The following is a 24,264-nucleotide window of genomic DNA, read 5'->3' on the forward strand; positions in this document are numbered from 1 at the left end:
CTGTGCCGGGGTCCATAGTGGCCCTTTCCCAGCGTTTTTACCAGCCGAGAATTGAATCATTCCTAAAGAGCCGCAACCCCCTAGACGCAAGGAGGCGTGATGTCGCTCACGATCCTGTTCATGCCGGAGAGTGCCTACGGGCCCACGAACAACTGCATCGGCATCGGTGACATTCTTCGTAAGCGCGGTCATCGAGTCGTTTTCGCAGCTGAGGCCTCATGGAAGGGGAAATTGGAGGCCCTCGGATTCGAGGAGGACCTTGTCGATCTCGCGCCGCCCTCCGAAGAGGAGCAGGACGCGGGGCAGTTCTGGAAGGACTTCATCAGGGACACCGCCCCTGAATACAGGAAGTCGACGCTGGAACAGCTGGAGACGGTCACCAAGCCGATCTGGGACGCGCTTATCGACGGCGCCAAGTACTGCGAGCCTCAACTGAAGGCGATTATCGAGCGCGTCCAGCCGGATGTCATCGTCGAGGACAATGTCATCGCCTTCCCCGCGCTGGTGACGGCGGGCAAGCCGTTCGTCCGCATCGTCTCCTGCAACCCGCTGGAGGTGCGCGGCGAGGGCGTCGCTCCGGTCTTCTCCGGGCTTCCCGCCGACGACCGCTCCGAGTGGGACGCCTTCAACGCCGAGTACGACCGCACCCACCGCGAGATCTGGACGGCCTTCAACGAGTGGGTCGTCGAGCAGGGCGCCCCCTCGCTGCCGGACCTGGACTTCATCCACGAGGGCGACCTCAACCTGTACGTCTTCCCGGAGATCGCCGACTACACCGACGCCCGGCCGCTGGGCGACTCCTGGCACCGCCTGGACTCCTCGGTGCGCGAGACGGACGAGAGCTTCGAGCTCCCCGACTCGCTCGCCGGCCAGGAGGGGCCGCTGGTCTACTTCTCGCTCGGCTCGCTCGGTTCGGCGGACGTCGGCCTCATGCAGCGGGTCATCGACGTGCTGGCCACCACCCCGTACCGCTTCATCGTCTCCAAGGGCCCGCTGCACGAGGAGATCAAGCTGGCCGACAACATGTGGGGCGCCGAGTTCGTCCCGCAGACGAAGATCATTCCGCTGGTCGACCTCGTCATCACGCACGGCGGCAACAACACCACCACCGAGGCGCTGCACTTCGGCAAGCCGATGATCCTGCTGCCCCTGTTCTGGGACCAGTACGACAACGCGCAGCGCGTCGACGAGCTCGGCTACGGTGTGCGCCTGTCCACCTACGGCTTCTCCGACGAGGAGCTGACCGGTGCGCTGGAGCGGCTGCTGGGCGACACCGCGCTGCGCGAGCGCCTGGCCGCCGCGGGTGAGGAGATCCGCGGCAGGGACGGCCTGCGCAAGGCGGCCGACCTGATCGAGCGGGCAGGGGCCTGATCGCTTTTCGCATCACCACGACAAGGGAAGTTCCATGGGCAAGTTGATCAATCCGGCGACCGGCGACCTCCTGCGGGAGGTGGCCGAGACCTCGATCGAGGAGGTGGCCGCCGCCGTGCGGCGGGCCCGCGCGGCGTTCGAGGAGTGGAGCACGGCGACCCCGGCCGAACGGTCCAGGGTGTTGCTGCGCTTCGCCGACCTCGTCGAGGCCGACGCGGAGGAGCTCACCCGGCTGGAGGTCATCGAGACCGGCAAGCCCGCGGCGGTCTTCCGCGACGGCGAGCTGCCGTTCGCGGCCGACAACCTCCGCTTCTTCGCCGGTGCGGCCCGCTCCCTGGACGGCACCGGCGCGGGGGTGCTCAGCTCCGGCTACACCTCGGTACTGGTACGCCGCCCGGTCGGGGTCGTCGGATCGATCGCCCCCTGGAACTTCCCCCTGGTCATGGCGGTATGGAAGATCGGCCCCGCTCTGGCGGCGGGGAACGCCGTGATCATCAAGCCCGCCCCGCAGACCCCCGGCACCACGCTCAGGATGGCGCGGCTGTTCGCCCGAGCCGGCGCGCCCGACGGTCTGCTCCAGGTCGTCCTGGGCGACGCGGAGGTTGGCGAGGCCCTCGTCACCGACCCCGGCGTCGACATGGTGAGCGTCACGGGCTCCACCGCGACCGGCCGCGCCGTCATGCGCGGCGCCACCGGCTCTCTGAAGCGGGTCCACCTGGAGCTCGGCGGCAAGGCGCCGGCGCTGGTTTTCGGCGACGCGGACCTGTCCGAAATGGCGAGGGGCGTCGCGATGGGCGCCACCTACAACACCGGCCAGGACTGCACCGCCGCGACCCGGGTCTACATCTCCCGCGACGTGTACGAGGAGTCGGTCGAGGCGCTGCACGCGACGCTGGCCCAGATCACGGTGGGCGACCCCTGGGACCCGGCCACCGACATCGGTCCGCTGATCTCCGCCGCGCACCGCGACCGCGTGCACGGCTTCGTCGAGCGCGCCGTGGCGGCGGGCGCCTCGGTGCTCCACGGCGGTGTCCCGCTCGAAGGGCCCGGTTTCTACTACCCGCCCACACTGATTTCGGGCGCGGCGCAGGACAGTGAGATCGTTCAGGGAGAACTTTTCGGTCCGGTGCTCGTGGCCCTGCCCTTCGACGGTGAGGACGAGGCGGTACGGCTCGCCAACGACACTCCCTACGGCCTGGCCTCCTCGGTCTGGTCCAGGGACGTGGCGAGGGCGCTGCGCGTCTCGCACCGGCTCGACGTGGGCGTGACCTGGGTGAACGACCATCTGCCCATCGCGTCCGAGGCGCCGCACGGCGGTGTCAAGGGAAGTGGCTTCGGTAAGGACATGAGTCAGGAGGCGGTTCAGGAATACTCTGTGACCCGCCATCTGATGATCAAACATCAGGCTCCGGAGGTGAGGGATTCCTTCCGACCAGCCTGACGGCTTTGATGCCGCATGTCCCTTTTGTGGGGATATATCCGCACTTACTCCATTCGAAGTGACATAAAGGATGTGCTCAAATTGCTTCCGCCGCTTCCAAATCCGGCGAGGGGTTACGTAGGCCAGTGATGACACAAGACCGCCGGAGCCACCGCGCGTCAGGGGTGGGCAGTCGACTCCTGCCGGCGAACTGGCGCGTGCGTCCCCGTCTGGTCGCGCTGATCCTGCTCCCGACCGCCGCGGCCGTACTTCTCACCGGCCTCCAGCTCACCACGGCCCTGTCCACGGCCGACGGATACCGCCGGATGAGCCAGGTCGCCGGGCTGGTCGATTCGCTCGGCACCCTCTCCCACGAGATGGCCGAGGAACGCGACCTCACCGCCTGGTACATCGCCGCCACCAACCGCGCCAACCTCAACAAGGTGCGGGAACAGCGCGACGTGGTCGACCGGAGCAGTGGCCAGGTGCTGGCCGCCATGGACGCCCTCGACCCCTCGCAGGCCACCCGCGTCCGTACCGAGGTCGCCCAGATCCGCCGCTGGCTCAACGGGCTCCCCGGCCTGCGCAGGCTGATGACCGAGGGGAGCGTGCTCCCCCGAGCGGCCCTCGGCATGTACACGCGGATGATCACCGACTTCATCACCCTCCACGACGACCTGGGTCGCAGCGGCGGCGACGAGCGCCTCATCGGAGACGCGCTCGCGCTGGGCGCGCTGACCCGGGCCAAGGAGCAGGTCGCCAGGCAGCGGGGAACGCTCCTGATCAGCTTCCTCGACCGCAAGTTCGACTTCGACGACCCCGCCGACCTCCTCGGCGCCTACCGGAGCCAGCAGAGCGAGGAGAACGCCTTCCAGGCCACCGCCTCTGCCGCCGACATCAAGAGCTTCCGCGACTCGGTGAACGGCCCCAAGGTCGACCAGGCCGATGCCACCCGCGCCCTCGTCATGTCCCTCATGCGCGAGAACAAGCCGCTGGAACGGATGACCGGCCGCACCTGGGCCAGGAGCGCGACCGTCTGGTACGACGACGCCACCGCGGCCGTGGAGGGCATGCGGACCGTCGAGCGCCGTCTGGCGTCCGCGGTGGTCTCCCGCAGCCAGGAGATGCAGAGCGCCGAGCAGCGCAGCGCGATGATCTCCGGTGCCGCGATCCTGGTCCTGCTGGTCATGATCCTGCTCATCACCGCCTGGGTGGCCGGCACGCTCGTGCGGCCGCTGCGCAGGCTGCGCAGCGAGGCGCTTGAGGTCGCCGACACCCGGTTGCCCGAGACCGTCCGGGTGCTGCGGGAGTCCGGTGACCACGCCCCGCAGGTCGAGGTGCCCTCCATCGGAGTGGCCTCCCGAGACGAGATCGGGGAAGTGGCGCGGGCCTTCGACGAGGTCCACCGGGAGGCGATCCGGCTCGCCGGTGACGAGGCCCGCCTGCGCAGCAACATCAACGCGATGTTCGTCAACCTCTCCCGCCGTACCCAGTCGCTGGTGGAACGGCAGATCGACCTCATCGACGACCTGGAGCAGGGCGAGCAGGACGAAGGGCGGCTGGGCAGCCTCTTCAAGCTGGACCACCTCGCCACCCGCATGCGCCGCAACTCCGAGAACCTCCTCGTCCTCGCCGGTCAGGAGCAGAGCCGCCGGTGGAGCGAGCCCGTCCCGCTCAGCGACGTCGTCCGCGCCTCGCTGTCGGAGGTCGAGAACTACGAGCGGGTCAACCTCCGGGTCGAGTCGGGCATCTCGATCATCGGCCAGGCCGTCAACGACATCGTCCACCTGGTCGCGGAGCTCGTCGAGAACGCGATCTTCTTCTCGCCGCAGGACACCAAGATCACGGTGTCCAGCAACGGCAACGAGACGGGCGCCGTCATCCTGGCGGTCACCGACTCCGGCATCGGCATGAGCGACGAGGAACTGGCCGAGGCGAACCGCCGCCTGGCCGAGCCTCCCGCGGTCGACCTGTCGGTCTCCCGCCGGATGGGTCTGTTCGTGGTCGGCCGCCTGGCCATGCGCCACGGAATCAGGGTCCAGCTCAGGCGCCCGGACACCGGTGGTCTCAGCGCCGTCGTGCTGCTGCCGGTGCAGGTGGTCGCCCAGTCCCCGTTGATGCCCGAGATGGCCATGTCGGGGCAGGGCATGCAGTCCGGCTCCTTCGACGGCCAGTCGAACTCGTTCGGCTCCATGTCCAACCAGGACCCGTTCGCCTCGGTGAACCCCGACCCGTTCGGGACCGCTCCGAACCCCGACCCGTTCGGGACCGGTGCGGCGCGCGGAGCCCGGCAGCCGACCGGTCTCGGGACGCCGCCCGCCCAGGCGCCTTCCCAACCGCCTCCCCAGGTGCCGATGCCGACGTCCGCGGACATGTGGTCGGGGCCGGTGGTGCCCGCCTCGGCGGTGGAGGACCTGTGGTCGTCCCCGCTCGCGTCGACCGCGCCGCCGTCGTTCCCCTCGGCCTGGCCGGACCCGCCCGCGATCGACCCGTGGACGCCGCGCCGGCTGGAGCCGGTGGAGAACACCCAGGCCCTTCCCGTCGTCGAGGTGCCGCCGACGGAACCGGAGCCCGAGGAGTTCCTGCCGATCTTCGAGGCGGTGGGATCCGACTGGTTCCGCCGCAGCGCGCCCATCGCTCCCGAGCCGGAGTCCGAGCCGGAGTCCGAGCCGGAGCCGGAGCCCGAGGCCAGGCCGCGGCCGATGGAACAGCGGGTGAGGCGGGGTCCGCAGGGTCTGGAGACCCAGAACATCCCGCAGATCACGCATTCCACGCCGCCGCCCTCGCAGCAGGCCCAGCCGCTGCCGCAGCGGACGCCCCAGCAGCAGGCGCAACCACTGCCGCAGCGCACGCCGCAACAGGCGCAACCGCTGCCGCAGCGGACGCCGCAGCAGCAGGGGCAGCCGTCGCGGCCGGCTGAGCCCGCGGCCGAGAGGCAGCCGTGGAGCACCCCTTCCGACCAGGGTTGGGCTGCCGCCGAGGTCGCGAAGAAGCCCGTCGAGGGTGGCGTGACCGGAGCGGGCCTTCCCAAGCGGGTACCCAAGGCGAACCTCGTTCCCGGAGCCGCTTCGGCGGCCCAGGCGGCTCCGGCCCCCCCGATGCCGCCGATATCGGCGGAACGGGTACGCAGCCGTCTGTCCAGTTTCCAGCAAGGCGTACGGCAGGGGCGCGCTGAGATGAGCGAGCGAGCCAACACCGTCGAGGGAGAGAACCAGCAGTGAACAACCAACTCAGCCAGGCCGCTCGCGGCTTCAACTGGCTGATCACCGAGTTCGTGAAGGAGATGCCCGGAGTCGCGCACGCGGTGATCGTCTCCACGGACGGACTCCCGCTGGCCTACTCCCAGGGCTTCCCCAAGGACAGGGCGGACCAGCTCGCCGCCATCACGGCCGGTCTGATCAGCCTCACCCAGGGTGCCTCGCGGGTCTTCGAGGGCGGTCCTGTGGTGCAGACGGTGATCGAGATGCAGCGGGGCCTCCTGCTGACCATGTCGATCAGCGACGGTTCCGCGCTGGCCGTGCTGGCCGCGCCGGATTGCGACATGGGCCTCGTGGCCTACCAGATGACACTGCTCGCAGAGCGTGCCGGCCAGGCGCTTACGCCTGCGCTCCGGGCCGAACTGCAGTCGGTTCAGCGATAGGGGGGTGATATGGACGCACCAGGTTGGCGTGGTCCGGGGGACGACCCCCCGAGCACGCCTCAGGCCAAGAGCGGACGAGATCGTTTGATTCGCCCGTACGCTGTGACCGGGGGCAGGACCGCTCCCCGGATGCAGCTCGCTCTCGAGGCGCTGGTTTCCTCGGCGACGTTCGCGAGCGTGGACCCCACCACGCTCTCCACGGAATATCAGGCGATCATCTCGCTGTCCCGGCAGGTGCGCTCGGTTGCCGAGCTCTCCGCCCTGTTGCGCATGCCTCTCGGCGTGACCCGGGTGTTGATCGCGGACATGGCGGCCGAGGGCCTGGTGCAGATCCACCAGCCGTCGCTGGATGCGGGTAAGCCGGATCTCAATTTGCTTGAAAGGGTGCTCAGTGGGCTTCGCAGGCTCTGACGCCGGAATGACGTCGACGAAGATCGTTGTTGCCGGCGGGTTCGGTGTCGGCAAGACGACCTTCGTCGGTGCGGTCTCCGAGATCATGCCGCTGACCACGGAAGCGGTGATGACGGAGGCGAGTGCGGACGTCGACGACCTCTCGCACATTCCCACGAAGCGGACCACCACGGTCGCGATGGACTTCGGCCGTGTCTCGCTGGACCGTGACCTGATCCTGTACCTGTTCGGTACGCCGGGTCAGCACCGGTTCTGGTTCATGTGGGACGACCTCGTGAAGGGCGCGATCGGTGCGATCGTGCTCGTCGACACCCGGCGGCTCGCCGACAGCTTCCCGGCGATCGACTACTTCGAGGAGGCCGGCCTGCCGTTCGTCGTGGCCCTCAACGGGTTCGGCGGATCGCACGTCCACGGTGAGGAGGAGGTGCGGGAGGCTCTGACGATCTCCCCGCACATTCCCATCGTCCGGACCGACGCCCGGTCCCGCGACGCCGTGAAGTCGACCTTGATCACCTTGGTCGAGCACGTCCTGACGCTCAGGGTCTGACGTCACGGGTGTGGGCCCCGTCCCCTGAAGAGGGCGGGGCCCACACCCGTCTTCGCCCGCGGTCCGACGGCACGCGCTGTCAATCGCTCATGTGGCCACCGATTTCACGGTGGCCATTTCCTTTTTGTGCGGAAAACGGCGCCGAACGAAAGCCGGGCGATGCGAAAGGCGGGTCATATGAGGGCGATCCTGATGGGAACGGCCGCGCGTGAAAACGGCCTGCGAAAGCGATCCCGGGTGAAAGGCGGTCGCGGGTGAAAGAGGTTCCGCCTGAAAGGCGGACGAAACGGCGACGGCCGGTGGCGTGAACCTCACGCCACCGGCCGTCGTTCGCATTCCTACATCGGCAGAGCCTCGATGATGGAGGAACCTGCGGTGAGTTCTATCTGCCGGTTGAGCCGGAAACCCGACTTACCCAAGAGTTCCGCGTACTCGCCGGTGCTGCGCTCCATACCCTCGCCGAAAAGGGCGAGCATCCGCATGTCGACGTCCTTGCTGATGTGCGGCCGGTCGTCGTCCGGGACCACGAACTCCACGATCAGCACCCGGCCCTCGTCGGGGATGACCTCCCTGATGCTGCGCAGGATCCGTACGGAGTCCTCGTCGGACCAGTTGTGGATCACGCTGCTCAGCAGGTAGGCGTCCGCGTCGGCGGGTACGGAGACGAAGAAGTCGCCCTCGACGAAACTGCACCGATCTTCAAGGCCTGCCTCGGCGAAGAACCTGCGAGCCCCGCTGACCACGCGTTCCCGGTCGAACAGCACCCCGCTGAGATCTGAATACTCCTTCAGTACCGCGGCCAGGATGTGCCCCTTGCCGCCGGCCACGTCCACCAGGGTCCGCAGGCCGGAGAAGTCGTAGCGGGAGGCCACCGCGTCCGCGAACGGCTGTGCCCTGGCCACCATGTAGTCGTCGAACAGCGCGCCCGCCTCGGGGTGGGCCCCGAGGTATTCGTAGAGGGGTCCGTGCCGCTCCACGAAGGCCGACTTTCCGGTGCGAACGGTCTGCGGGAGCTTGCCCATGCCGTACCAGAAGCCGTCCTCGGCGATCATCCGTACGGCGGAGCGCAACGAGCCGGGCGTGTCGTCGCGGAGGACGGCACCCGCCTCGGTCAGCTCGTACGTGCCGGGCGTGGTCGTCGCGACCATGCCCATGGAGGCGAGCTGGCGCAGCATCCTGCCCAGAGCGGACGCGTTGGCGCCGCAGCGCAGCGCGAGCTCGTCGATGGTGAGGGCGCCGTCTCGCAGGTGGTCGGCGCAGCCCAGTTCGGCCATCGCGGCCAGGGCGGCGAAACGGGATACACCGCCGATCGCATCCCAGACCGGTGCCTGTGGGTCGCTCATGAGAATCCTCTCTTCTCCGGGGTGCGGGCCGGAGGGGGAGCCGTGTTTGCGAAGGTCGTGTCGTCTTCAGTGGGTCGAGGCCGACGGGCTGCGCATGCCGCGTACCAGACGTCCGACCTCGGCGCGCAGGTGTACGAAGTCGGGGTGCTCGCGGGTGGTGATCTGGTCGCGAGGGCCCGGCAGGTCCACGCGCAGGTCGCCCACGATCCCGGCGGGGGCCTTGGACAGGACCACGACGCGGTCACCGACGTAGACGCTCTCGTCGATGTCGTGGGTGATCAGCACGATCGTCATGTTGTGCAGTCCGCGAACCCGCAGGGTGAGGTCCTCCAGATCCTCGCGGGTCTGGGCGTCGACGGAGCCGAAGGGCTCGTCCATCAGCAGCAGGGCGGGCCGGTAGGCGAGCGCGCGGGCGATGGACACCCGCTGCTGCATGCCGCCGGAGAGCTGCCACGGGTATTTGGCCGCGGCGCCCTGCAGGCCCACCTCCTCCAGCGCCTCCAGCGCCGACTGCCTGCGCCGCTGTTTGTCCAGCCCTTTGCGGCGCAGCGGGAGCGAGACGTTGTCGGCCACCGACATCCAGGGGAACAGGGACCGGCTGTAGTCCTGGAAAACCACGGCCAGATTGTCGGGGGTCCGCTCCACACGGGCGCCGTTGAGCGTGACCTGGCCGCCGCTGGGCCGGAGCAGCCCCGCGATGGAGCGCAGCAGGGTGGACTTGCCGCACCCGGAGGGGCCGACGACGCACACCAGCTCGCCCTGGGCGACCTTCAAATTGATGCCGCCCAGCGCGTTGTGCGCGCCCGGACCGCTGCCGTAGGTATGGGACAGGTTCGTGATTTCGAGCACAACAGGTCCTCAGGTCGTCTGCTTGGCGGATCGGTGCCAGGACAGGGCACGTCGCTCGGCCGCGAGGAACGCCGAGTTGAGCGCGTATCCCAGGACGCCGAGCACCACGATGGTCGCCCACACGCCGGGGAAGTCGTACGATCTCTGGGCGTCCAGGAGCTGGAAGCCGATCCCGTCGACACTGCCGATCAGCTCGGAGAGCACCATGAGGATCAGCGCGAGCGACAGGCTGACCCGGAGACCGGCGAAGATCTTCGGCATCGCCGAGGGCAGGATGATCCGGAACAGTCGCTCGCGGCCCGACAGCCCGAAGACGCTCGCGGTGTCCAGATGCTGACGGTCGACGTGCCTGGCGCCGTCGCAGGCGTTGATCAGGATCGGCCAGACTATGCCGAACGCGATGAAACTGATCTGCATCCGGGGGCCGATGGCGAACAGCGCCAGGAACAGCGCGAGCAGCATGGGAGGAGGGATGGCGCGGGCGAACTGGACGAGCGGATCGACGAGACGGAAGAGCAGCGGGGAGCGGCCCAGGGCGACCCCGAGGCCGATCCCGACGACCCCGGCCAGCACCCATCCGGCCAGCAGGCGGCCGACGCTCGCCGGGAGGTTCTCCAGTGCCGCGTCGGTGAGCCAGAGCTGTTCCGCGGGCCCGGTCAGCCACATCGTGTACCCGCTGGCGGCGATCTGCGACGGGGGAGGGAAACTCAGCATCTCCAGGTAGCGGGTGACCAGCTCCCACAGCATCACGACGACCGGCACCGGCCACAGCCGGCCGACGGCACGCATCGCGCCGTTCATCACACCACCTCCGTACGGGCGGTGTGCCAGCGGAAGAGCCGCCGCTCCGCGAGCACGAACAGGCCGTTGGTGACCACCCCGATGACACCGGCCCAGATGGCGGCGGCGATGACGTACTCCGTGGTGTCCACGGCGCCCGCGCTCTCCAGGACGTAGCTGCCGATGCCGTCGGAGCCGCCGCCGATCAACTCCGTGCTGATCGCCACGATGAGCGCGATCGCCGACGCCAGCCGGACACCGGTGGCGATGAACGGCGCGGTGCTCGGCAGGGAGACCCGCCACAGCACGGCCGGCTTCCCGAACCCGAAGCTGCGGAGCGTCTCCTTGGCGAGCGGGTCGACGTCCTTGAGGCCGTACATCGTGTTGATCAGGACGGGCCAGGTCGCCGCGTAGACGACCAGGGTGACCTTCATGTCGAACCTGTCGGAGAACACGGCGAGCGCGAGGGGGATCAGCGCGATCGACGGGATCGGGCGCAGGAACTCCACGATCGGCCGCAGCGCGCTCTCCACACGGGGCAGGCTGCCGAGCAGGAACCCGGCGGGCACCGCGATCGCGACCGTGAGCAGCAGCCCGGTCGCCCACGCGCCGAGGGTCGAGGCGACGTCGGAGAGGAACTCCCCGTCCGTCACGAGAGCGGCCGCCCGGCCGAGCACCGTGGAGGCGAGCGGGAACGAGAGCGGGTCGATCAGCCCGGCCCGGCCCGCGGCCTCCATGACGCAGAACAGCCCTGCGACGCCGAGGGCGCCGCAGAGCAGTCTGCTGTCGAGCGGGTTGCGCCGTGTCACCCGAGGTTTCCGGGAAGGATGGACTTGGCCTGGATGGGGCTGGTGAGGTAGCCCTGCTCAAGCATGAGGTCGGCGACCCGCTGCAGGCGGGTCTCGTCGAGGCTGGTGGGGAAGGAGCCGAGCGTGATGACGGCCGCGGTCGCCGCGTCGATCTTGGTGTAGGTCGGCAGGATCTCCTCGACGGCCTTGCGGTCGGTGGCGGCGATCTGCTGGGCCTTGGCGATCGCCCGCTGGAAGGCGGCGACCGTCTTGGGGTTCTCGGTGGCGAACTTCTCGGTGACGGCCACTCCCGCGATGGGGAAGTCGGCGGTGGAGTCGACCATCGTGTCGGCGAGCTTCTGGGCGCCGATGGCCTTCTGCGCCGCGGTGAGGGCCGGCTCCGTCATCCAGGCGGCGTCGACGACCCCGCTGGCCAGCTGGGCCCCCATCTCGGGGAAGGGGAACTCAACGAACTCCACGTCCTTCTCGGTGAGGCCGTGCGTCTTGAGCACCGTGGTCACCGCCAGGGTGCCGATGTTCTGCTTGCTGTTGACCGCGATCTTCTTGCCCTTGAGGTCCGCCGGCGTCTTGATCGTGGAGTCCTTCGGCACCATGAGGTTGAAGGAGTTCGGGGCGGCCTGGTAGAGGTCAGAGATGATCTTCATCTTCTGGCCCTTGGAGACGGCGAGGAAGGTGGAGACGTAGTTCGTCTGCGTGGCGTCCAGGCTGCCGCCGATGAGGCCCTGCTGGGCCTGGGCGCCGCCGGGCACCGGCTCGATCTCGACGGTGAGCCCTTCCTCCTTGAAGTAGCCCTTGTCTCTGGCGATGTAGAGTGCGGCGGAGTCGGGAATCGGCAGCGCCCCCATCTTGAGGCTGGCCTTCTCCAAGCCACCCGCGTTCGCGGCGGTGGTGTCAGTGGGGGTGTCAGATCCTCCGCAGGCGGTGAGCACGAGGGCCGCGGCCACTCCTGCGATGACGGCCCGGCTCGCAAGTTTGAACCTCATGGGTCTCCTTAGCTGCGTTTGACCGCCCTTGCCGGAACTCGCGATAACTCATCGGGCGACATAGAGGGGGTCCCGGGAGGCATGTTGGTCAAGGGGGGTATGCCGACCGCGGATCAGAGTAGCGGAGTAGATCAGTCAAATTACAAATATCACCTCTTTCGCCCCTATCGCCCCGAAGCCACAAAGCGGTCATAGATGCCCCTGCTGTCACATGCGTATCAATCACAGGATGAGCGGATATAGCGGGCGTGGCGAAAGATGTCAATAAATCTGTTTGGCAACTTTGTGGAAGTTTGTGGTTACAGGGCGGAGAGTCATCGCCCGGTTACGGGTGCTGTGTACCCGTTAAGTGAAGAATGCGAGTTATGTGCTGTTGGCCGAACTGATCCGGCTGTGCTCCAATAACCCCTACCCCATGGATGCGTCGGCGTCACTCGCACATCATCTGCGTGACGCGATCCCCTCCAAGCAGACGATCCGAGGAGAGGCAGCGGAGGCCAGTGAGGACAGCGTCAATCCCCAGCGAACGCGGATCCGGGCCGGCACCTGCCCTGGGATTCGACAACCAGGGGGGGCGGCCGCGGAGCGGCCCGGGTCAGGACCTCGACGGTCGCGACTCCGAGGAGTCCGCGAGAAACGGCAGCAAGCTAGCGCTCAGGAACTGGCGGGTGAGGTCGCGGCTCATCGCGCTCATCGTCGTTCCCACGGTGGCCGCGATCGTGCTGGGAGGCCTGCGGGTCACCGGCTCGATCAGCAGCGCCGCCGATTACGAGCGCGTGCGCACCACCGCCGAGCTCACGGCGGGTCTCAGCGACCTGGTCGACGAGCTGCAGCTTGAGCGAGACCTGTCGGCCAGGTTCGTGGCGCAGGGCCGCCCGTCCACCGGCAAGCCGAACCTGCGCAAGCAGTACGAAGAGGTCGACGAGGCCGTCGGGCAGGTGAGCCCCCGCGTCAACGCCGCGATGGCCGACAGCGGTCTGCTGGAGACCCTCGGTACTCGGGGCGAGACCGAGCTCACCCAGATCCGCCGTCGCATCGACGAGATCAAGAGTGTGCGCGAACTGGCCTCGGGGGAGAACACCCAGCTCCCGGCCCAGCCCACGATCGCCATGTACTCCCGCACCATCGCGGACCTGCTCGCCCTGCACGACGAGATCATCCAGGGCGTCTCCGACCAGGAGCTCGCCGGCGGCGCGGTCGCGTTCGCCGCGCTGGCGAGGGCGAAGGAACAGGTGTCCAGGGAGCGGGCGAACCTCGCCGTCGCCCTCGCCGTCAGGGGGTTCAGCGCCGAGGGCCTCAACGCCATGCTGGCCGCCCGCGCGCAGTTCGACGGAGAGCTCGCGACCTTCCGCTCCGAGGCGTCGGTCGAACAGCGCCAGCTCTATGACGACACGGTCAGCGGCCAGAAGAAGGACCGCGCGGCGGCGATGCGCGCCCGCGCCGTTTTCATGGCGCTCAACGGCCAGCCGCTGAGGAACGTCGACGTCTCAAAAAGCGCGCTCACCGATCAGGCGACCTGGCTCGACGCCTCGAACCACGTCATCGAGCGCATGCGCACGGTGGAGGAACAGGTCGCCGGCGCCCTCATCATGCAGAGCGAGGTCCTGCAGGCGTCCGAGCAGCGCGGCGCGTTGATCGCCGCAGGGCTGAGCGGGCTGCTGCTCCTCCTCGTCCTGATCATCACCGCCGTCATGGCGCGCTCGCTGGTCAGGCCGCTGCGCAGGCTCCGCACCGAGGCGCTGTCCATCGCCGGCCAGCGTCTTCCCGAGACCGTCCAGACCATGCGCGAGAGCGGCGAGGTCTCGACCACCGACATCACCCCGATCGGCGTCGCCTCCGACGACGAGATCGGTGAGGTGGCCCGGGCCTTCGACGAGGTCCACCGCGAGGCCGTGCGACTGGCGGGTCAGGAGGCCACGCTGCGGAGCAACGTCAACTCGATGTTCGTCAACCTCTCCCGGCGCAGCCAGACCCTGGTCGAGCGCCAGCTCTCCCTCATCGAGAGCCTGGAGCAGGGCGAGCAGGACGAGGGTCGGCTCGGCAGCCTCTTCCGCCTCGACCACCTCGCCACCCGCATGCGCCGCAACTCCGAGAACCTCCTCGTCCTCGCGGGCCAGGAGCCCGCCCGCCGGTGGAGCCAGCCGGTCCCGCTCATCGACGTGGTCCGCGCCTCGCTGTCGGAGGTCGAGAACTACGAGCGGGTCGACCTGCAGCTGTCCGCGGGAGTGTCCGTGGCGGGCACCTCCGTCAACGACGTCGTCCACCTGATCGCGGAGCTCGTGGAGAACGCGATCTCCTTCTCCCCGCGTGAGACCAAGGTCATCGTCTCCAGCAACCGCATCGACGGCGGCGGGGTGATGGTCTCGGTGACCGACATCGGCATCGGCATGACCGCCGAGGAGCTCTCCCAGGCCAACTGGCGACTGGCCAACCCGCCGGTGGTGGACGTCTCCGTCTCCCGCAGGATGGGCCTGTTCGTGGTCGGCCGCCTCGCCCTGAGGCACGGCATCCGCGTCCAGCTCAGGCAGCAGGACAGCGGCGGTCTGACCGCGATGGTCCTGCTCCCGGAGAACCTGCTCGCCGTCGCCAACCGTCCGGGCGGGCCTCCCGGTGGCATGCAGAGCGGCGACTGGGCCGGGTCGATGGCCTCCATGGACCGCCCGCCCGTGCTGGCCAGCCCCGCGGCCCCCCCGATACCGTCCTTCGCCTCTTTCGAGGCGGCTCACCAGAACTCGTTCGCCTCCTTCGACCTGGGGCAGCAGTTCAACTCCTTCGACGCCTCGCAGCCCCCCCTCGGAGGCGGCCAGTTCGGGCAGGCGCCCGTCGACACCCCCTGGCCGGGACAGGTACCGCCGCCCGGCGCGGATCCCAACGGCTGGCCGAACGTCTCCCAGCCCGACCCCTCGGGGTGGCAGGGACGGGGCGGACCCCGTGGCGAGGTGGGGACGTGGTCGGCGGGCCAGGGCGCGCCCGCGCGTGGCGACGCCCCCGTCTGGCCCGGCGGGCAGCAGAGCAGGGACAGCGGCTCCGACGTCTGGTCGGCCGCCTCACGCGGCGACTCCGGGGGATGGCCGTCCACCGGCGACTCCGGGCCGTTCGGGCGGCGCGTCTTCGATCCGGCGGACAACACCGGCCCGCTGCCGGTGATCCCCGACTCCTCGCCCATGGAAGAGGCGAAGGAGGAGTTCCTGCCGATCTTCGCGGCCGTCGAGTCCGACTGGTTCAGGAAGGTCGAGCCGGCCCCGGCCGTCCAGGAACGGACCGAGGCGGTCCCCGAGACCCAGGTCGCCCACGAGACCGTCCAGCTCTCGCAGCCGGCCGCCCCCGCCCAGGGGAACGGCTGGTCGTCGCCCGCCGACGTGGGCTGGCAGGCGGCCAAGGCCGCCAGCGAACCCTCACTCGGAGGGATCACCGGTTCCGGGCTGCCCAAGCGGGTGCCCAAGGCGAACCTGGTACCCGGTACGGCCGCGCCCGACCTGAGCGCGGCACCCCAAGCTCCCGTGCACCGGCCGACGATCTCCCCGGAGGCGGTGCGCAACAGGCTGGCTAGCTTCCAGCAGGGAGTACGGCAGGGGCGCGCGGCCGCCAGGGGCGGAGCCGGAGACGGGCGGCCGTATCCCGACTTCGGCCGGGACGTTGAAGGAAACAAGGAGGACCGGTGAGCGAGCTCATCATGGTCGCCAAGGAGGATGACACGTGCGCGAAATGAGCCAGGCCGCCCGGGGGGTCAATTGGCTGATCACCGACTTTGTGAACAACGTCCCGGGTGTGGCGCACACGGTCGTCGTGTCAGCAGACGGTCTGCCGTTGGCGTATTCGGACGGATTTCCCAGGGACAGAGCCGACCAGTTGGCCGCGGTCGCGGCGGGTTTGATCAGCCTGACCCAGGGGGCATCCCGGGTTTTCGAGGGCGGAGCGGTCACCCAGACCGTGGTGGAGATGCAGCGAGGGCTGCTCCTCATCATGTCGATCAGTGACGGTTCTTGTCTGGCGGTGCTGGCCGCCGCTGACTGTGACATGGGACTGGTGGCCTACCAGATGACGATGCTCGTCGAGCGGGCGGGCCAGGTGCTGACTCCTGCCGTTCGCGCTGAGCTGCAGTCTTCCCATTCACGGTAACGGCGATGACGCGAGGAGGCTGCCGTGGCAGGCCGTGGCTGGATCGGTGAGGGGGACCCGCACGGCGGGTATCCCTATCAATCAATGGACGACCCCCATCGGCAACAGGGCGGTCCCTATCAATCGATGGACGACCCCTACCGGAATCAGGGCGCTCCTTCGCATCTCATGCACCCGGCGCCGTCGGAGCAGAGCTCCCTCGTCCGTCCGTATGCCGTGACCGGGGGGCGCACAGCCCCCCGGACCCAACTCGCCCTGGAGGCCCTGGTCTCCTCGGCGACCTCCATACATCATGATTTATCCACCCGCACCCCGGAGTATCAGGCGATCAGCGGCCTGTGTCGGCAAGTGCGTTCGGTCGCTGAGATCTCCGCGATGCTCCGCATCCCGCTCGGCGTGACCCGGATCCTGGTGGCCGACATGGCCGCCGAGGGCCTGGTGCAGATCCACCAGCCGCAGCTGGACGCGGGTAAGCCGGATCTCAACCTGCTGGAAAGGGTGCTCAGTGGACTTCGCAGGCTCTAGCCGCGGCGGCGGCCTGACATCGACGAAAATCGTCGTCGCCGGGGGATTCGGTGTCGGCAAGACCACCTTCGTGGGGGCGGTGTCGGAGATTCTGCCGCTGACCACGGAGGCGGTGATGACCGACGCCAGCGCCGGGATCGACGACCTCGGCCTCACACCGAACAAGACGACCACCACGGTCGCGATGGACTTCGGTCGTGTCTCGCTGGACCGTGACCTGATCCTGTACCTGTTCGGTACGCCGGGTCAGCACCGGTTCTGGTTCATGTGGGACGACCTGGTGCGCGGCGCGATCGGTGCGATCGTGCTCGTCGACACCCGGCGGCTCGCCGACAGCTTCCCGGCGATCGACTACTTCGAGGAGGCCAAACTCCCCTTCGTCGTCGCGGTCAACGGCTGGGACGGCACCTACCTCCACGGTGAGGAGGAGGTACGCGAGGCTCTGACACTCGCGCCTCACATCCCCATCTCCCGGACCGACGCCCGCTCGCGCGACGCGGTGAAGGCCACGCTCATCACGCTTGTCGAGCACGCGCTCACCATGCGGATGGCCGTCCCCGGCTGGGGTCGCTGACCGAGGGAGGGCGTCAGTCGCACCTCCCAGCGGATAGGCTGGGAGGTCGAGTCGCAGACCTGTAGCGCAGAGGCTGGCCAATCACGTGTTCGAGACGCTTTCCGACCGGCTGACATCGGTCTTCTCCTCCCTTCGATCCAAGGGTCGGCTGTCCGATGCCGACATCGACGCGACCTGCCGCGAGATCCGTATCGCGCTGCTCGAGGCCGACGTCGCGCTGCCCGTGGTCAAGGCGTTCGTCGCCCAGGTCAAGGAGCGCGCCCGCGGCGTCGAGGTCTCCCAGGCGCTGAACCCGGCGCAGCAGGTCGTGAAGATCGTCAATGACGAGCTCATCGAGATCCTCGGCGGTGAGACCCGGCGGCTTCGCTACGCGAAGAACCCGCCGACCGTCATCATGCTCGCGGGCCTGCAGGGCGCGGGCAAGACGACCCTGGCGGGCAAGCTCGCCCGCTGGCTGCGGGAACAGAGCCACACGCCGCTACTCGTCGCCGCCGACCTCCAGCGGCCCAACGCCGTCCAGCAGCTCTCGGTCGTGGCCGAGCGCGCGGGCGTCGCGGTCTACGCGCCCGAGCCGGGCAACGGCGTCGGCGACCCGGTCGCGGTGGCCCGTCAGTCGATCGACCACGCCAAGCGGCAGCAGCACGACATCGTCATCATCGACACCGCGGGCCGCCTGGGCATCGACCAGGAGCTGATGAAGCAGGCGGCCGACATCCGCGACGCGGTCTCGCCCGACGAGGTCCTGTTCGTCGTCGACGCCATGATCGGCCAGGACGCCGTCTCCACGGCCCAGGCCTTCATGGAGGGCGTGGGCTTCGACGGCGTCGTGCTGACCAAGCTCGACGGCGACGCCCGCGGCGGCGCCGCCCTGTCGGTCCGCCACATCACCGGCAGGCCGATCATGTTCGCCTCCACCGGTGAGAAGCTCGAGGACTTCGACGCCTTCCACCCCGACCGGATGGCGTCGCGCATCCTCGACATGGGTGACATCCTCACCCTGATCGAGCAGGCCCAGAAGACCTTCGACGAGGCCGAAGCCGCCAAGATGGCGAGCAAGCTCACCTCGGGCGAGAACTTCACCCTGGAAGACTTCCTTGAGCAGATGATGATGGTCCAGAAGATGGGCCCCATCAAGAACCTGCTCGGGATGATGCCCGGTATGGGGCAGATGCGCGATCAGCTCAACCAGGTCGACGACCGCGACCTCGACCGCATCGCCGCCATCATCCGCTCGATGACCCCCGCCGAGCGTCACAACCCGAAGATGATCGACGGCTCTCGCCGAGCCCGCATCGCCAAGGGCTCCGGCGTGACGGTGACCGAGGTGAGCGGCCTGGTCACCCGCTTCTTCGACGCCCAGAAGATGATGAAGCGGATGGCCGGAAGCATGGGCATCCCCGGCATGCCGGGTGGTCGCAAGGGTGGCAAGGCCGCGCAGAAGAAGGCGGCCAAGGGGCGCAGGGTCAGCGGAGACCCGCGCAAGGCCGCGCTTGGCAAGGCCGCCCCCGGCAAAACCGACGAGCCCGCGCCCTCCGCGGGTAACGGACTCCTCGGCAAGCTGGGCTCCCGGCAGCAGCTGCCGCCCGGCATGGAGCTGCCGCCGGGCTTCGACCCCTCGAAGTTCAAGTTTCCCGGCCAGAAATGAGCGATGACGGGTTCCACGCGCGCGCCAGGTGGATCTGGGTGATCATCGTCGGGGGGTTCATCCTCGTCGCCGTGTTCGAACTGCTCGGGGTGCGCCCCAGATAGTGTTCCCACCTCGGCGCCCCGGCCTCCCCCTCGTACAGCGGGAACGGCGGGGGAAGCCGCACGGGCGCCAAGGGCGAGAGCGGGGGGGCCAGGGACGGCGAGGATGGCGGGGGCGCAGCCCGTGCGGGTGCCCCCGGTGGGACCGGGATCCCCCACGGGGGCAGAAGTCCCAGCGGGGCCGAGGCCTCCAACGGGACCGGGATCACCGGTGAGGCGGGTGCTCCCCGGCTTTCCGCGTTTTCCGGGCTTTCTGAGTTTTCTGGGCCCCCTGCGCCTCCCGAAAGTCCTCCGAAGGTCCTGGCGGAGCTTCCGGCAGAACCCCCGATGGGGGACGAGACGGGCGCCGGGGATACGTCGGCCTGGCCCGCCGGAGTCGTCGCCCTGATGGCCAGCACCGTGCCCAGCACGGTGATGGATCCGGTCGCGGTCAGCAGCAGAGATCTGAGGGTGGTTGCCACGGCGGCCATTTAGCGCACCAGGCCGCCCCGGAGGGGGGCCCGGACACACGGGGATTACCGAGATTTGCCCTCCGGCCGCCGTACCGGATGGCCGCGAGTTGGCAGGGCACCCCCGCACGTCTGGCACAATGACATGTTGGAACATCGTGACACGTGGTTGCCCTCTCACTCCCACGTGCCATGCCTGTCCCTTGGACGGTCCTCTCCTCGTGCCCCACTCGATGAGACGCCGCTCACCCACGCTCTAATGCAGGAGAGACCACACCAGTGGCAGTCAAGATCAAGCTCAAGCGGCTCGGTATGATCCGCAACCCGCAGTACCGCATCGTCATCGCCGACAGCCGCACCAAGCGTGACGGCCGGGCGATCGAGGAGATCGGCCTGTACCACCCGAAGGAGAACCCCTCGCGCATCGAGGTCGACTCCGACAGGGCGGCCTACTGGCTGGGTGTCGGCGCGCAGCCGACCGAGCCCGTGCTCAAGCTCCTCAAGCTCACCGGCGACTGGCAGAAGTTCAAGGGCGAGCCGGCTCCGGCCCCGCTCCTGGTCGCCGAGCCCAAGGCCGACCGTCACGCCGTCTACGAGGCCGCGGCCAAGGAGTCGCTCTCCCTGGAGGCCGCCACCACGCCGAAGAAGTCGACCCGCAAGTCGGCTCCCAAGGCTGAAGAGGCCGCTCCCAAGGCCGAGGCCCCCAAGGCCGAAGAGGCCGCCGCCGAGACCCCGGCTGAGCCCACCGCGGCCGCCGAGGAGAAGCCGGAAGGCGAGGCCTGAGGTGCTCGAGGAGGCCCTCGAGCACCTGGTGAAGGGCATCGTCGAGCATCCTGACGACGTCCAGGTTCACGCTCGCCGCATCCGCAGCGGGCGTGTGCTTGAGGTCCGGGTCCACCCCGAGGACCTCGGTAAGGTCATCGGCCGCGGCGGTCGGACGGCCAAGGCGCTTCGCACGGTCGTGAACGCTCTTGGTGACGGCAAGTACGTCCGGGTCGATCTTCTCGACCTGAACGAGGCCCGCTAGCCGGCGAGACGCGTCCATCGAGCGAACGGGCCACCCGCCCAGTGTGGGTGGCCCGTCCGTTTTTCACAGACACCATTACGTGAGGAGGCGGGCGTGCAGCTCGTCGTAGGCCGGATCGGCCGCCCGCACGGACTCCGCGGGGACGTGTCCGTGGAGGTGCGCACCGACGAGCCGGACAGGCGCTTCGCCCCGGGCACCGCACTGGTCACGGATCCCGCGTCGACAGGCCCGCTGGTCGTCGAGTCCCGCCGCTGGCACTCCGGGATCCTGCTGGTCAGGTTCGAGGGCGTGACCGACCGCGACGGGGCCGAGGAACTCCGCGGCACCATGCTCGTCATCGACTCGGACGACATCCCGCCCCCCGAGGATCCCGACGAGTTCTACGACCACCAGCTCATCGGCCTCACCGTGGTCAAGCCGGACGGCGAGCCGGTGGGAGAGGTGTCCGACGTGCTCCACCACGGCCAGGACCTGCTCGTCGTACGGCGCGGAGGGAAGCCGGGGGCCGCCAGGGGTGCCGCGGTCGCCGAGGTCGCCGAGGTCTACGTGCCGTTCGTCAAGGCGCTGGTCCCGGAGATCGACCTCGCCAAGGGCGTCCTCGTCGTGGACGCCCCCGCCGGACTGCTCGACCCGGACGAGATGGTCTGACATGCGTGTCGACGTCATCTCCATCTTCCCCGAGTACTTCGCCCCCCTCGACGTCTCCCTCATCGGCAAGGCCCGTGAGCGCGGCATCCTCGACGTCCACCTCCACCAGCTCCGCGACCACGCCCACGACGTGCACCGCACCGTGGATGACACCCCTTACGGCGGTGGTCCCGGCATGGTCATGAAGGCCGGTCCGTGGGGGGAGGCTCTCGACGCGGTCCTCGCCTCGGGCCCGGCCGGACCTCCGAGGATGATCGTGCCGACCCCCAGCGGCGTGCCCTTCACCCAGAGGCTGGCGATGGAGTACGCCGCCGAGCCGTGGCTGCTGTTCACCCCGGCCCGCTACGAGGGCATCGACTCCCGGGTGATGGCCGAGTACGGCGCCCGCATGCGCGTGGACGAGGTCAGCGTCGGTGACTACGTGCTCGCCGGGGGCGAGGTGGCGGTGCTGGTGATGATCGAGGCCGTCGGGCGGCTGCTGCCGGGCGTGCTCGGCAACGTCAACTCGGCCGTGGACGACTCCTTCGCGCCCGGCGCCATGGAGAACCTCCTTGAGGGTCCCGTCTACACCAAGCCGCCCGAGTGGCGGGGGCACGAGGTGCCGGAGATCCTCCTCTCCGGGCACCACGGGAAGATCGCCAGGTGGCGGCGCGACCAGGCGCTGCGTCGTACCGCGAGAAACCGGCCGGAGTTGCTGGCGGCGCTCGACCCCGAGAGCCTGGACAAGCACGACAGGCGGGTCCTGGCGGAGCTGGATCTGCCCGGGGCGGGTTCGGCGGGTTCCCCCGGACCGGCCGCTCTGACCGGTTGATTTCCGGTCGGTCGGGAAAATATGGCAGACTGAAGCGTTGCCGCCGACTGCCCATCCGGTCCCCGGACCGGTCTCATCGCGGTCTCCGAGACATAGTCCACTTCAGCACGCGTGTCCATCGCGACGCCGCTCCGTCGCGGCCGGATGGACCTCCGGGTGCGTTCGTAAATGAGGTACCACTGCCATGCACACGCTGATCAGCGAGCTTGAGAAGTCCTCGCTCCGCACCGACATCCCGGACTTCCGGCCCGGTGACACGCTTGAGGTCCACGTCAGAGTCATCGAGGGCAGCCGGTCCCGTGTCCAGGTTTTCAAGGGTTTCGTCCTGCGCCGCCAGGGCGGCGGCTCCCGTGAGACCTTCACCGTCCGCAAGGTCAGCTACAGCGTCGGCGTCGAGCGGACCTTCCCGGTGCACAGCCCGGTCATCGAGAAGATCGTCCTCGTGACCCGTGGCGACGTCCGCCGCGCCAAGCTCTACTACATGCGTGACCTGCGCGGCAAGGCCGCCCGCATCCGCGAGAAGCGCGAAGCCCGCTAGGCGCGTCAGCGCCCGTCGGCCTGGCCCGTGCCCCCTTCACCGGGGAGCGGGCCAGTCGCATGTAAGGAGGTTTGACCTCCTATGGCAATACGCATGGCTATGCGGTACCCCGTCACTCGACCACTTGGTACCGCCCATCATCTAGGCTCGTCAGCGATGACTAGCGAAGACCGGGAGTACGGCGCGGTTTCGCGTCGACCTGTCGAGGACGAGGTGGACGTGGTCGCCGAAGACACTCAGAAGAGCGCCGAGGACGGCAAAGGCAAGAAGAAGGGCTCCTTCTGGAAGGAGTTGCCCGTCCTGGTCGTCGTGGCGTTGGTGCTCGCCCTCGTCATCAAGACCTTCGTGATCCAGGCGTTCTACATCCCGTCGGAGTCGATGGAGAACACCCTCCTCACGAACGACCGGGTCCTGGTCAACAAGCTCGTCTACCACGTCCGTGACATCGAGCGCGGCGACGTGGTGGTCTTCTCCGGGGTCGATTCCTGGGACCCCGAGGTTCCCATCGAGGAGCCGTCCAACCCGGTCGCGGGGTTCTTCCGCTGGGTCGGCATCGCCTTCGGTGTGGTTCCCGGTGAGAAGGACTACATCAAGCGGGTCATCGGCGTCCCCGGCGACACCGTGAAGTGCTGTGACGACAAGGGCAGGGTGACGGTCAACGGGGTGCCGCTCGACGAGGATTACCTCTACCCGGGCGACGTGCCGTCCCAGAGCTTCTTCGAGGCCAAGGTCGGTGCGGGCCGCCTGTGGGTGATGGGCGACCACCGGATGGTGTCCCTCGACTCCCGCTCCCACCTCGGTGACCCCGGTGGCGGGACGATCCCGGTGGACAAGGTGATCGGCCGGGCCTTCGTGATCGTGTGGCCGTTCTCCAGGGCCACGACCCTTCCCATTCCCGACATCTTCGGCCAGTCGGCCCTCAAGGCAGCGGCGGCCGTGGGAGGGGCGACTCCGCTCCTAGCAGGTTTCGCGGGAGCCGTCCCGCTGGTGCTGTGGCGTCGTCGCCGGCTTTCAAGGCGGTAGCCGGATCTCATGACCGTTGAACCCGAGGCTGAGAAGAAAAAGAAGAACGGCAAGGGCGGTGGCCTGCGCGAATCACTGTTCCTGCTGGTGTGCGGGGTGGTGGTGGCGCTGCTGTTGCAGGTCTTCGTCTTCCAGTCGTTCTACATCCCGTCCGAGTCGATGGAGAACACCCTTGTGGAGGGCGACCGGGTGGTCGTCAACAAGTTGCACGGTGACTCCGAGCGCGGTGACCTCGTCGTTTTCAAGGGCTGGAACAGCGAGGACACCATCAAGCGGGTCATCGCGGTCGGCGGTGACACGGTGAAGTGCTGTGATGCCAAGAAGCGCATCACGGTCAACGGGGTGCCGCTCGAAGAGGGCTCCTATCTCCATCCTGACGACTTCCCCTCGGGAGAGTCGTTCGAGAAGGTCGTTCCCAAGGGGCGGCTGTGGGTGATGGGCGATCACCGCACCGCCTCCGCCGACTCGCGTGCCCACGAGGAGAGGCTGGGGGAGGGGACGGTCGCCGAGAGTGACGTCATCGGCCGTGCCGTCGCGATCTACTGGCCGTTCTCCAGGGCCACCGTTCTCGCCAGACCGGAGAGCTTCCTGAAGGTGAGATAGCGGTACCGAATGCCCCGGAGGGGGCGTACTCTCTGGTCATGGTCGCTG

The 24,264-nt window shown here is 68.6% G+C and carries 24 protein-coding genes; 19 read left to right on the forward strand and 5 right to left on the reverse strand.

What is annotated here, in order from left to right; all coding sequences use genetic code 11:
- Window positions 1-99 precede the first annotated feature (99 nt).
- The 6 genes from ACIBH4_RS19370 (at window position 100) to ACIBH4_RS19395 (ending at window position 7,389) form a co-directional block, all read left to right on the forward strand.
- Window positions 100-1,371 (forward strand): glycosyltransferase, encoded by a 1,272-nt coding sequence (locus ACIBH4_RS19370; protein ID WP_362504937.1) that lies wholly within the window; start codon window positions 100-102, stop codon window positions 1,369-1,371.
- A gap of 34 nt (window positions 1,372-1,405) precedes the next feature.
- Window positions 1,406-2,812 carry an aminobutyraldehyde dehydrogenase gene (locus ACIBH4_RS19375; protein WP_362504939.1) on the forward strand — a complete coding sequence of 469 codons (1,407 nt, stop codon included), beginning with the start codon at window positions 1,406-1,408 and terminating at the stop codon, window positions 2,810-2,812.
- A gap of 197 nt (window positions 2,813-3,009) precedes the next feature.
- Window positions 3,010-6,012 carry a nitrate- and nitrite sensing domain-containing protein gene (locus ACIBH4_RS19380; RefSeq protein ID WP_362504942.1) on the forward strand — a complete coding sequence of 1,001 codons (3,003 nt, stop codon included), beginning with the start codon at window positions 3,010-3,012 and terminating at the stop codon, window positions 6,010-6,012.
- Entirely contained in the window at window positions 6,009-6,431 is a 423-nt protein-coding gene (locus ACIBH4_RS19385; protein ID WP_350948708.1) for a roadblock/LC7 domain-containing protein, read from the forward strand. Before ACIBH4_RS19380 ends, ACIBH4_RS19385 begins: the two co-directional genes overlap by 4 nt.
- Before the next feature lie 9 nt (window positions 6,432-6,440).
- Window positions 6,441-6,842 carry a DUF742 domain-containing protein gene (locus ACIBH4_RS19390; protein WP_350948707.1) on the forward strand — a complete coding sequence of 134 codons (402 nt, stop codon included), beginning with the start codon at window positions 6,441-6,443 and terminating at the stop codon, window positions 6,840-6,842.
- 7 nt (window positions 6,843-6,849) lie between these two features.
- Complete coding sequence (locus tag ACIBH4_RS19395; RefSeq protein ID WP_350948706.1) at window positions 6,850-7,389, forward strand: ATP/GTP-binding protein; 540 nt, start codon at window positions 6,850-6,852, stop codon at window positions 7,387-7,389.
- A gap of 338 nt (window positions 7,390-7,727) precedes the next feature.
- Here the strand turns inward: ACIBH4_RS19395 and ACIBH4_RS19400 are convergent, their stop codons facing one another.
- The 5 genes from ACIBH4_RS19400 to ACIBH4_RS19420 all read right to left on the reverse strand — a co-directional run bounded on the left by ACIBH4_RS19400 (window position 7,728) and on the right by ACIBH4_RS19420 (window position 12,153).
- Window positions 7,728-8,732, reverse strand: a complete 1,005-nt coding sequence (locus ACIBH4_RS19400) for a methyltransferase (protein WP_362768095.1) — start codon at window positions 8,730-8,732, stop codon at window positions 7,728-7,730.
- A gap of 66 nt (window positions 8,733-8,798) precedes the next feature.
- On the reverse strand, window positions 8,799-9,581 hold the full coding sequence (locus tag ACIBH4_RS19405; RefSeq protein ID WP_362504949.1) for an ABC transporter ATP-binding protein: 783 nt from the start codon (window positions 9,579-9,581) through the stop codon (window positions 8,799-8,801).
- A 9-nt stretch (window positions 9,582-9,590) separates the two neighbouring features.
- Window positions 9,591-10,382 (reverse strand): ABC transporter permease, encoded by a 792-nt coding sequence (locus tag ACIBH4_RS19410; protein WP_362504952.1) that lies wholly within the window; start codon window positions 10,380-10,382, stop codon window positions 9,591-9,593.
- Entirely contained in the window at window positions 10,382-11,170 is a 789-nt protein-coding gene (locus tag ACIBH4_RS19415) for an ABC transporter permease (RefSeq protein WP_362504955.1), read from the reverse strand. The genes ACIBH4_RS19410 and ACIBH4_RS19415 overlap by 1 nt, the downstream gene beginning before the upstream one ends.
- Window positions 11,167-12,153: an ABC transporter substrate-binding protein gene (locus tag ACIBH4_RS19420; RefSeq protein ID WP_362504958.1), complete on the reverse strand. Its 987-nt coding sequence runs from the start codon at window positions 12,151-12,153 to the stop codon at window positions 11,167-11,169. The genes ACIBH4_RS19415 and ACIBH4_RS19420 overlap by 4 nt, the downstream gene beginning before the upstream one ends.
- A gap of 668 nt (window positions 12,154-12,821) precedes the next feature.
- Here ACIBH4_RS19420 and ACIBH4_RS19425 point away from each other — a divergent pair.
- From ACIBH4_RS19425 to lepB (ACIBH4_RS19485), 13 genes are all read left to right on the forward strand, one after another.
- Window positions 12,822-15,815: a nitrate- and nitrite sensing domain-containing protein gene (locus ACIBH4_RS19425; protein ID WP_362504961.1), complete on the forward strand. Its 2,994-nt coding sequence runs from the start codon at window positions 12,822-12,824 to the stop codon at window positions 15,813-15,815.
- A gap of 43 nt (window positions 15,816-15,858) precedes the next feature.
- Window positions 15,859-16,272, forward strand: a complete 414-nt coding sequence (locus ACIBH4_RS19430) for a roadblock/LC7 domain-containing protein (RefSeq protein ID WP_326646986.1) — start codon at window positions 15,859-15,861, stop codon at window positions 16,270-16,272.
- Between the two features lie 168 nt (window positions 16,273-16,440).
- Window positions 16,441-16,797, forward strand: coding sequence for a DUF742 domain-containing protein (locus ACIBH4_RS19435; RefSeq protein WP_386201755.1), 357 nt, complete (start codon window positions 16,441-16,443; stop codon window positions 16,795-16,797).
- Window positions 16,778-17,371 (forward strand): ATP/GTP-binding protein, encoded by a 594-nt coding sequence (locus tag ACIBH4_RS19440; protein WP_012888558.1) that lies wholly within the window; start codon window positions 16,778-16,780, stop codon window positions 17,369-17,371. The genes ACIBH4_RS19435 and ACIBH4_RS19440 overlap by 20 nt, the downstream gene beginning before the upstream one ends.
- An 85-nt stretch (window positions 17,372-17,456) precedes the next feature.
- Window positions 17,457-19,016, forward strand: coding sequence for a signal recognition particle protein (gene ffh, locus ACIBH4_RS19445; protein ID WP_362504967.1), 1,560 nt, complete (start codon window positions 17,457-17,459; stop codon window positions 19,014-19,016).
- Between the two features lie 428 nt (window positions 19,017-19,444).
- Window positions 19,445-19,591 (forward strand): hypothetical protein, encoded by a 147-nt coding sequence (locus ACIBH4_RS19450; RefSeq protein WP_362504970.1) that lies wholly within the window; start codon window positions 19,445-19,447, stop codon window positions 19,589-19,591.
- Window positions 19,592-19,845: 254 nt separating this feature from the next.
- On the forward strand, window positions 19,846-20,349 hold the full coding sequence (gene rpsP, locus ACIBH4_RS19455) for a 30S ribosomal protein S16 (RefSeq protein WP_350948696.1): 504 nt from the start codon (window positions 19,846-19,848) through the stop codon (window positions 20,347-20,349).
- A gap of 1 nt (window position 20,350) precedes the next feature.
- Window positions 20,351-20,593, forward strand: a complete 243-nt coding sequence (locus tag ACIBH4_RS19460) for an RNA-binding protein (RefSeq protein WP_329091253.1) — start codon at window positions 20,351-20,353, stop codon at window positions 20,591-20,593.
- Window positions 20,594-20,686: 93 nt separating this feature from the next.
- A complete protein-coding gene (gene rimM, locus ACIBH4_RS19465; RefSeq protein ID WP_362504974.1) occupies window positions 20,687-21,241 on the forward strand; it encodes a ribosome maturation factor RimM in 555 nt (184 codons plus the stop codon).
- Window position 21,242: 1 nt separating this feature from the next.
- Window positions 21,243-22,052: a tRNA (guanosine(37)-N1)-methyltransferase TrmD gene (gene trmD / locus ACIBH4_RS19470; RefSeq protein ID WP_362768098.1), complete on the forward strand. Its 810-nt coding sequence runs from the start codon at window positions 21,243-21,245 to the stop codon at window positions 22,050-22,052.
- A gap of 184 nt (window positions 22,053-22,236) precedes the next feature.
- The gene (gene rplS, locus ACIBH4_RS19475) at window positions 22,237-22,590 is read left to right on the forward strand and encodes a 50S ribosomal protein L19 (protein WP_362504980.1); all 354 of its coding nucleotides are present in this window, start codon (window positions 22,237-22,239) and stop codon (window positions 22,588-22,590) included.
- 156 nt (window positions 22,591-22,746) lie between these two features.
- Window positions 22,747-23,613 carry a signal peptidase I gene (lepB, locus tag ACIBH4_RS19480; protein ID WP_362504982.1) on the forward strand — a complete coding sequence of 289 codons (867 nt, stop codon included), beginning with the start codon at window positions 22,747-22,749 and terminating at the stop codon, window positions 23,611-23,613.
- A gap of 9 nt (window positions 23,614-23,622) precedes the next feature.
- Complete coding sequence (lepB, locus tag ACIBH4_RS19485) at window positions 23,623-24,216, forward strand: signal peptidase I (RefSeq protein ID WP_362504985.1); 594 nt, start codon at window positions 23,623-23,625, stop codon at window positions 24,214-24,216.
- Window positions 24,217-24,264: the final 48 nt, after the last annotated feature.

It is taken from the genome of Streptosporangium sp. NPDC050284, from assembly GCF_044459525.1.
GTDB lineage: Bacteria > Actinomycetota > Actinomycetes > Streptosporangiales > Streptosporangiaceae > Streptosporangium.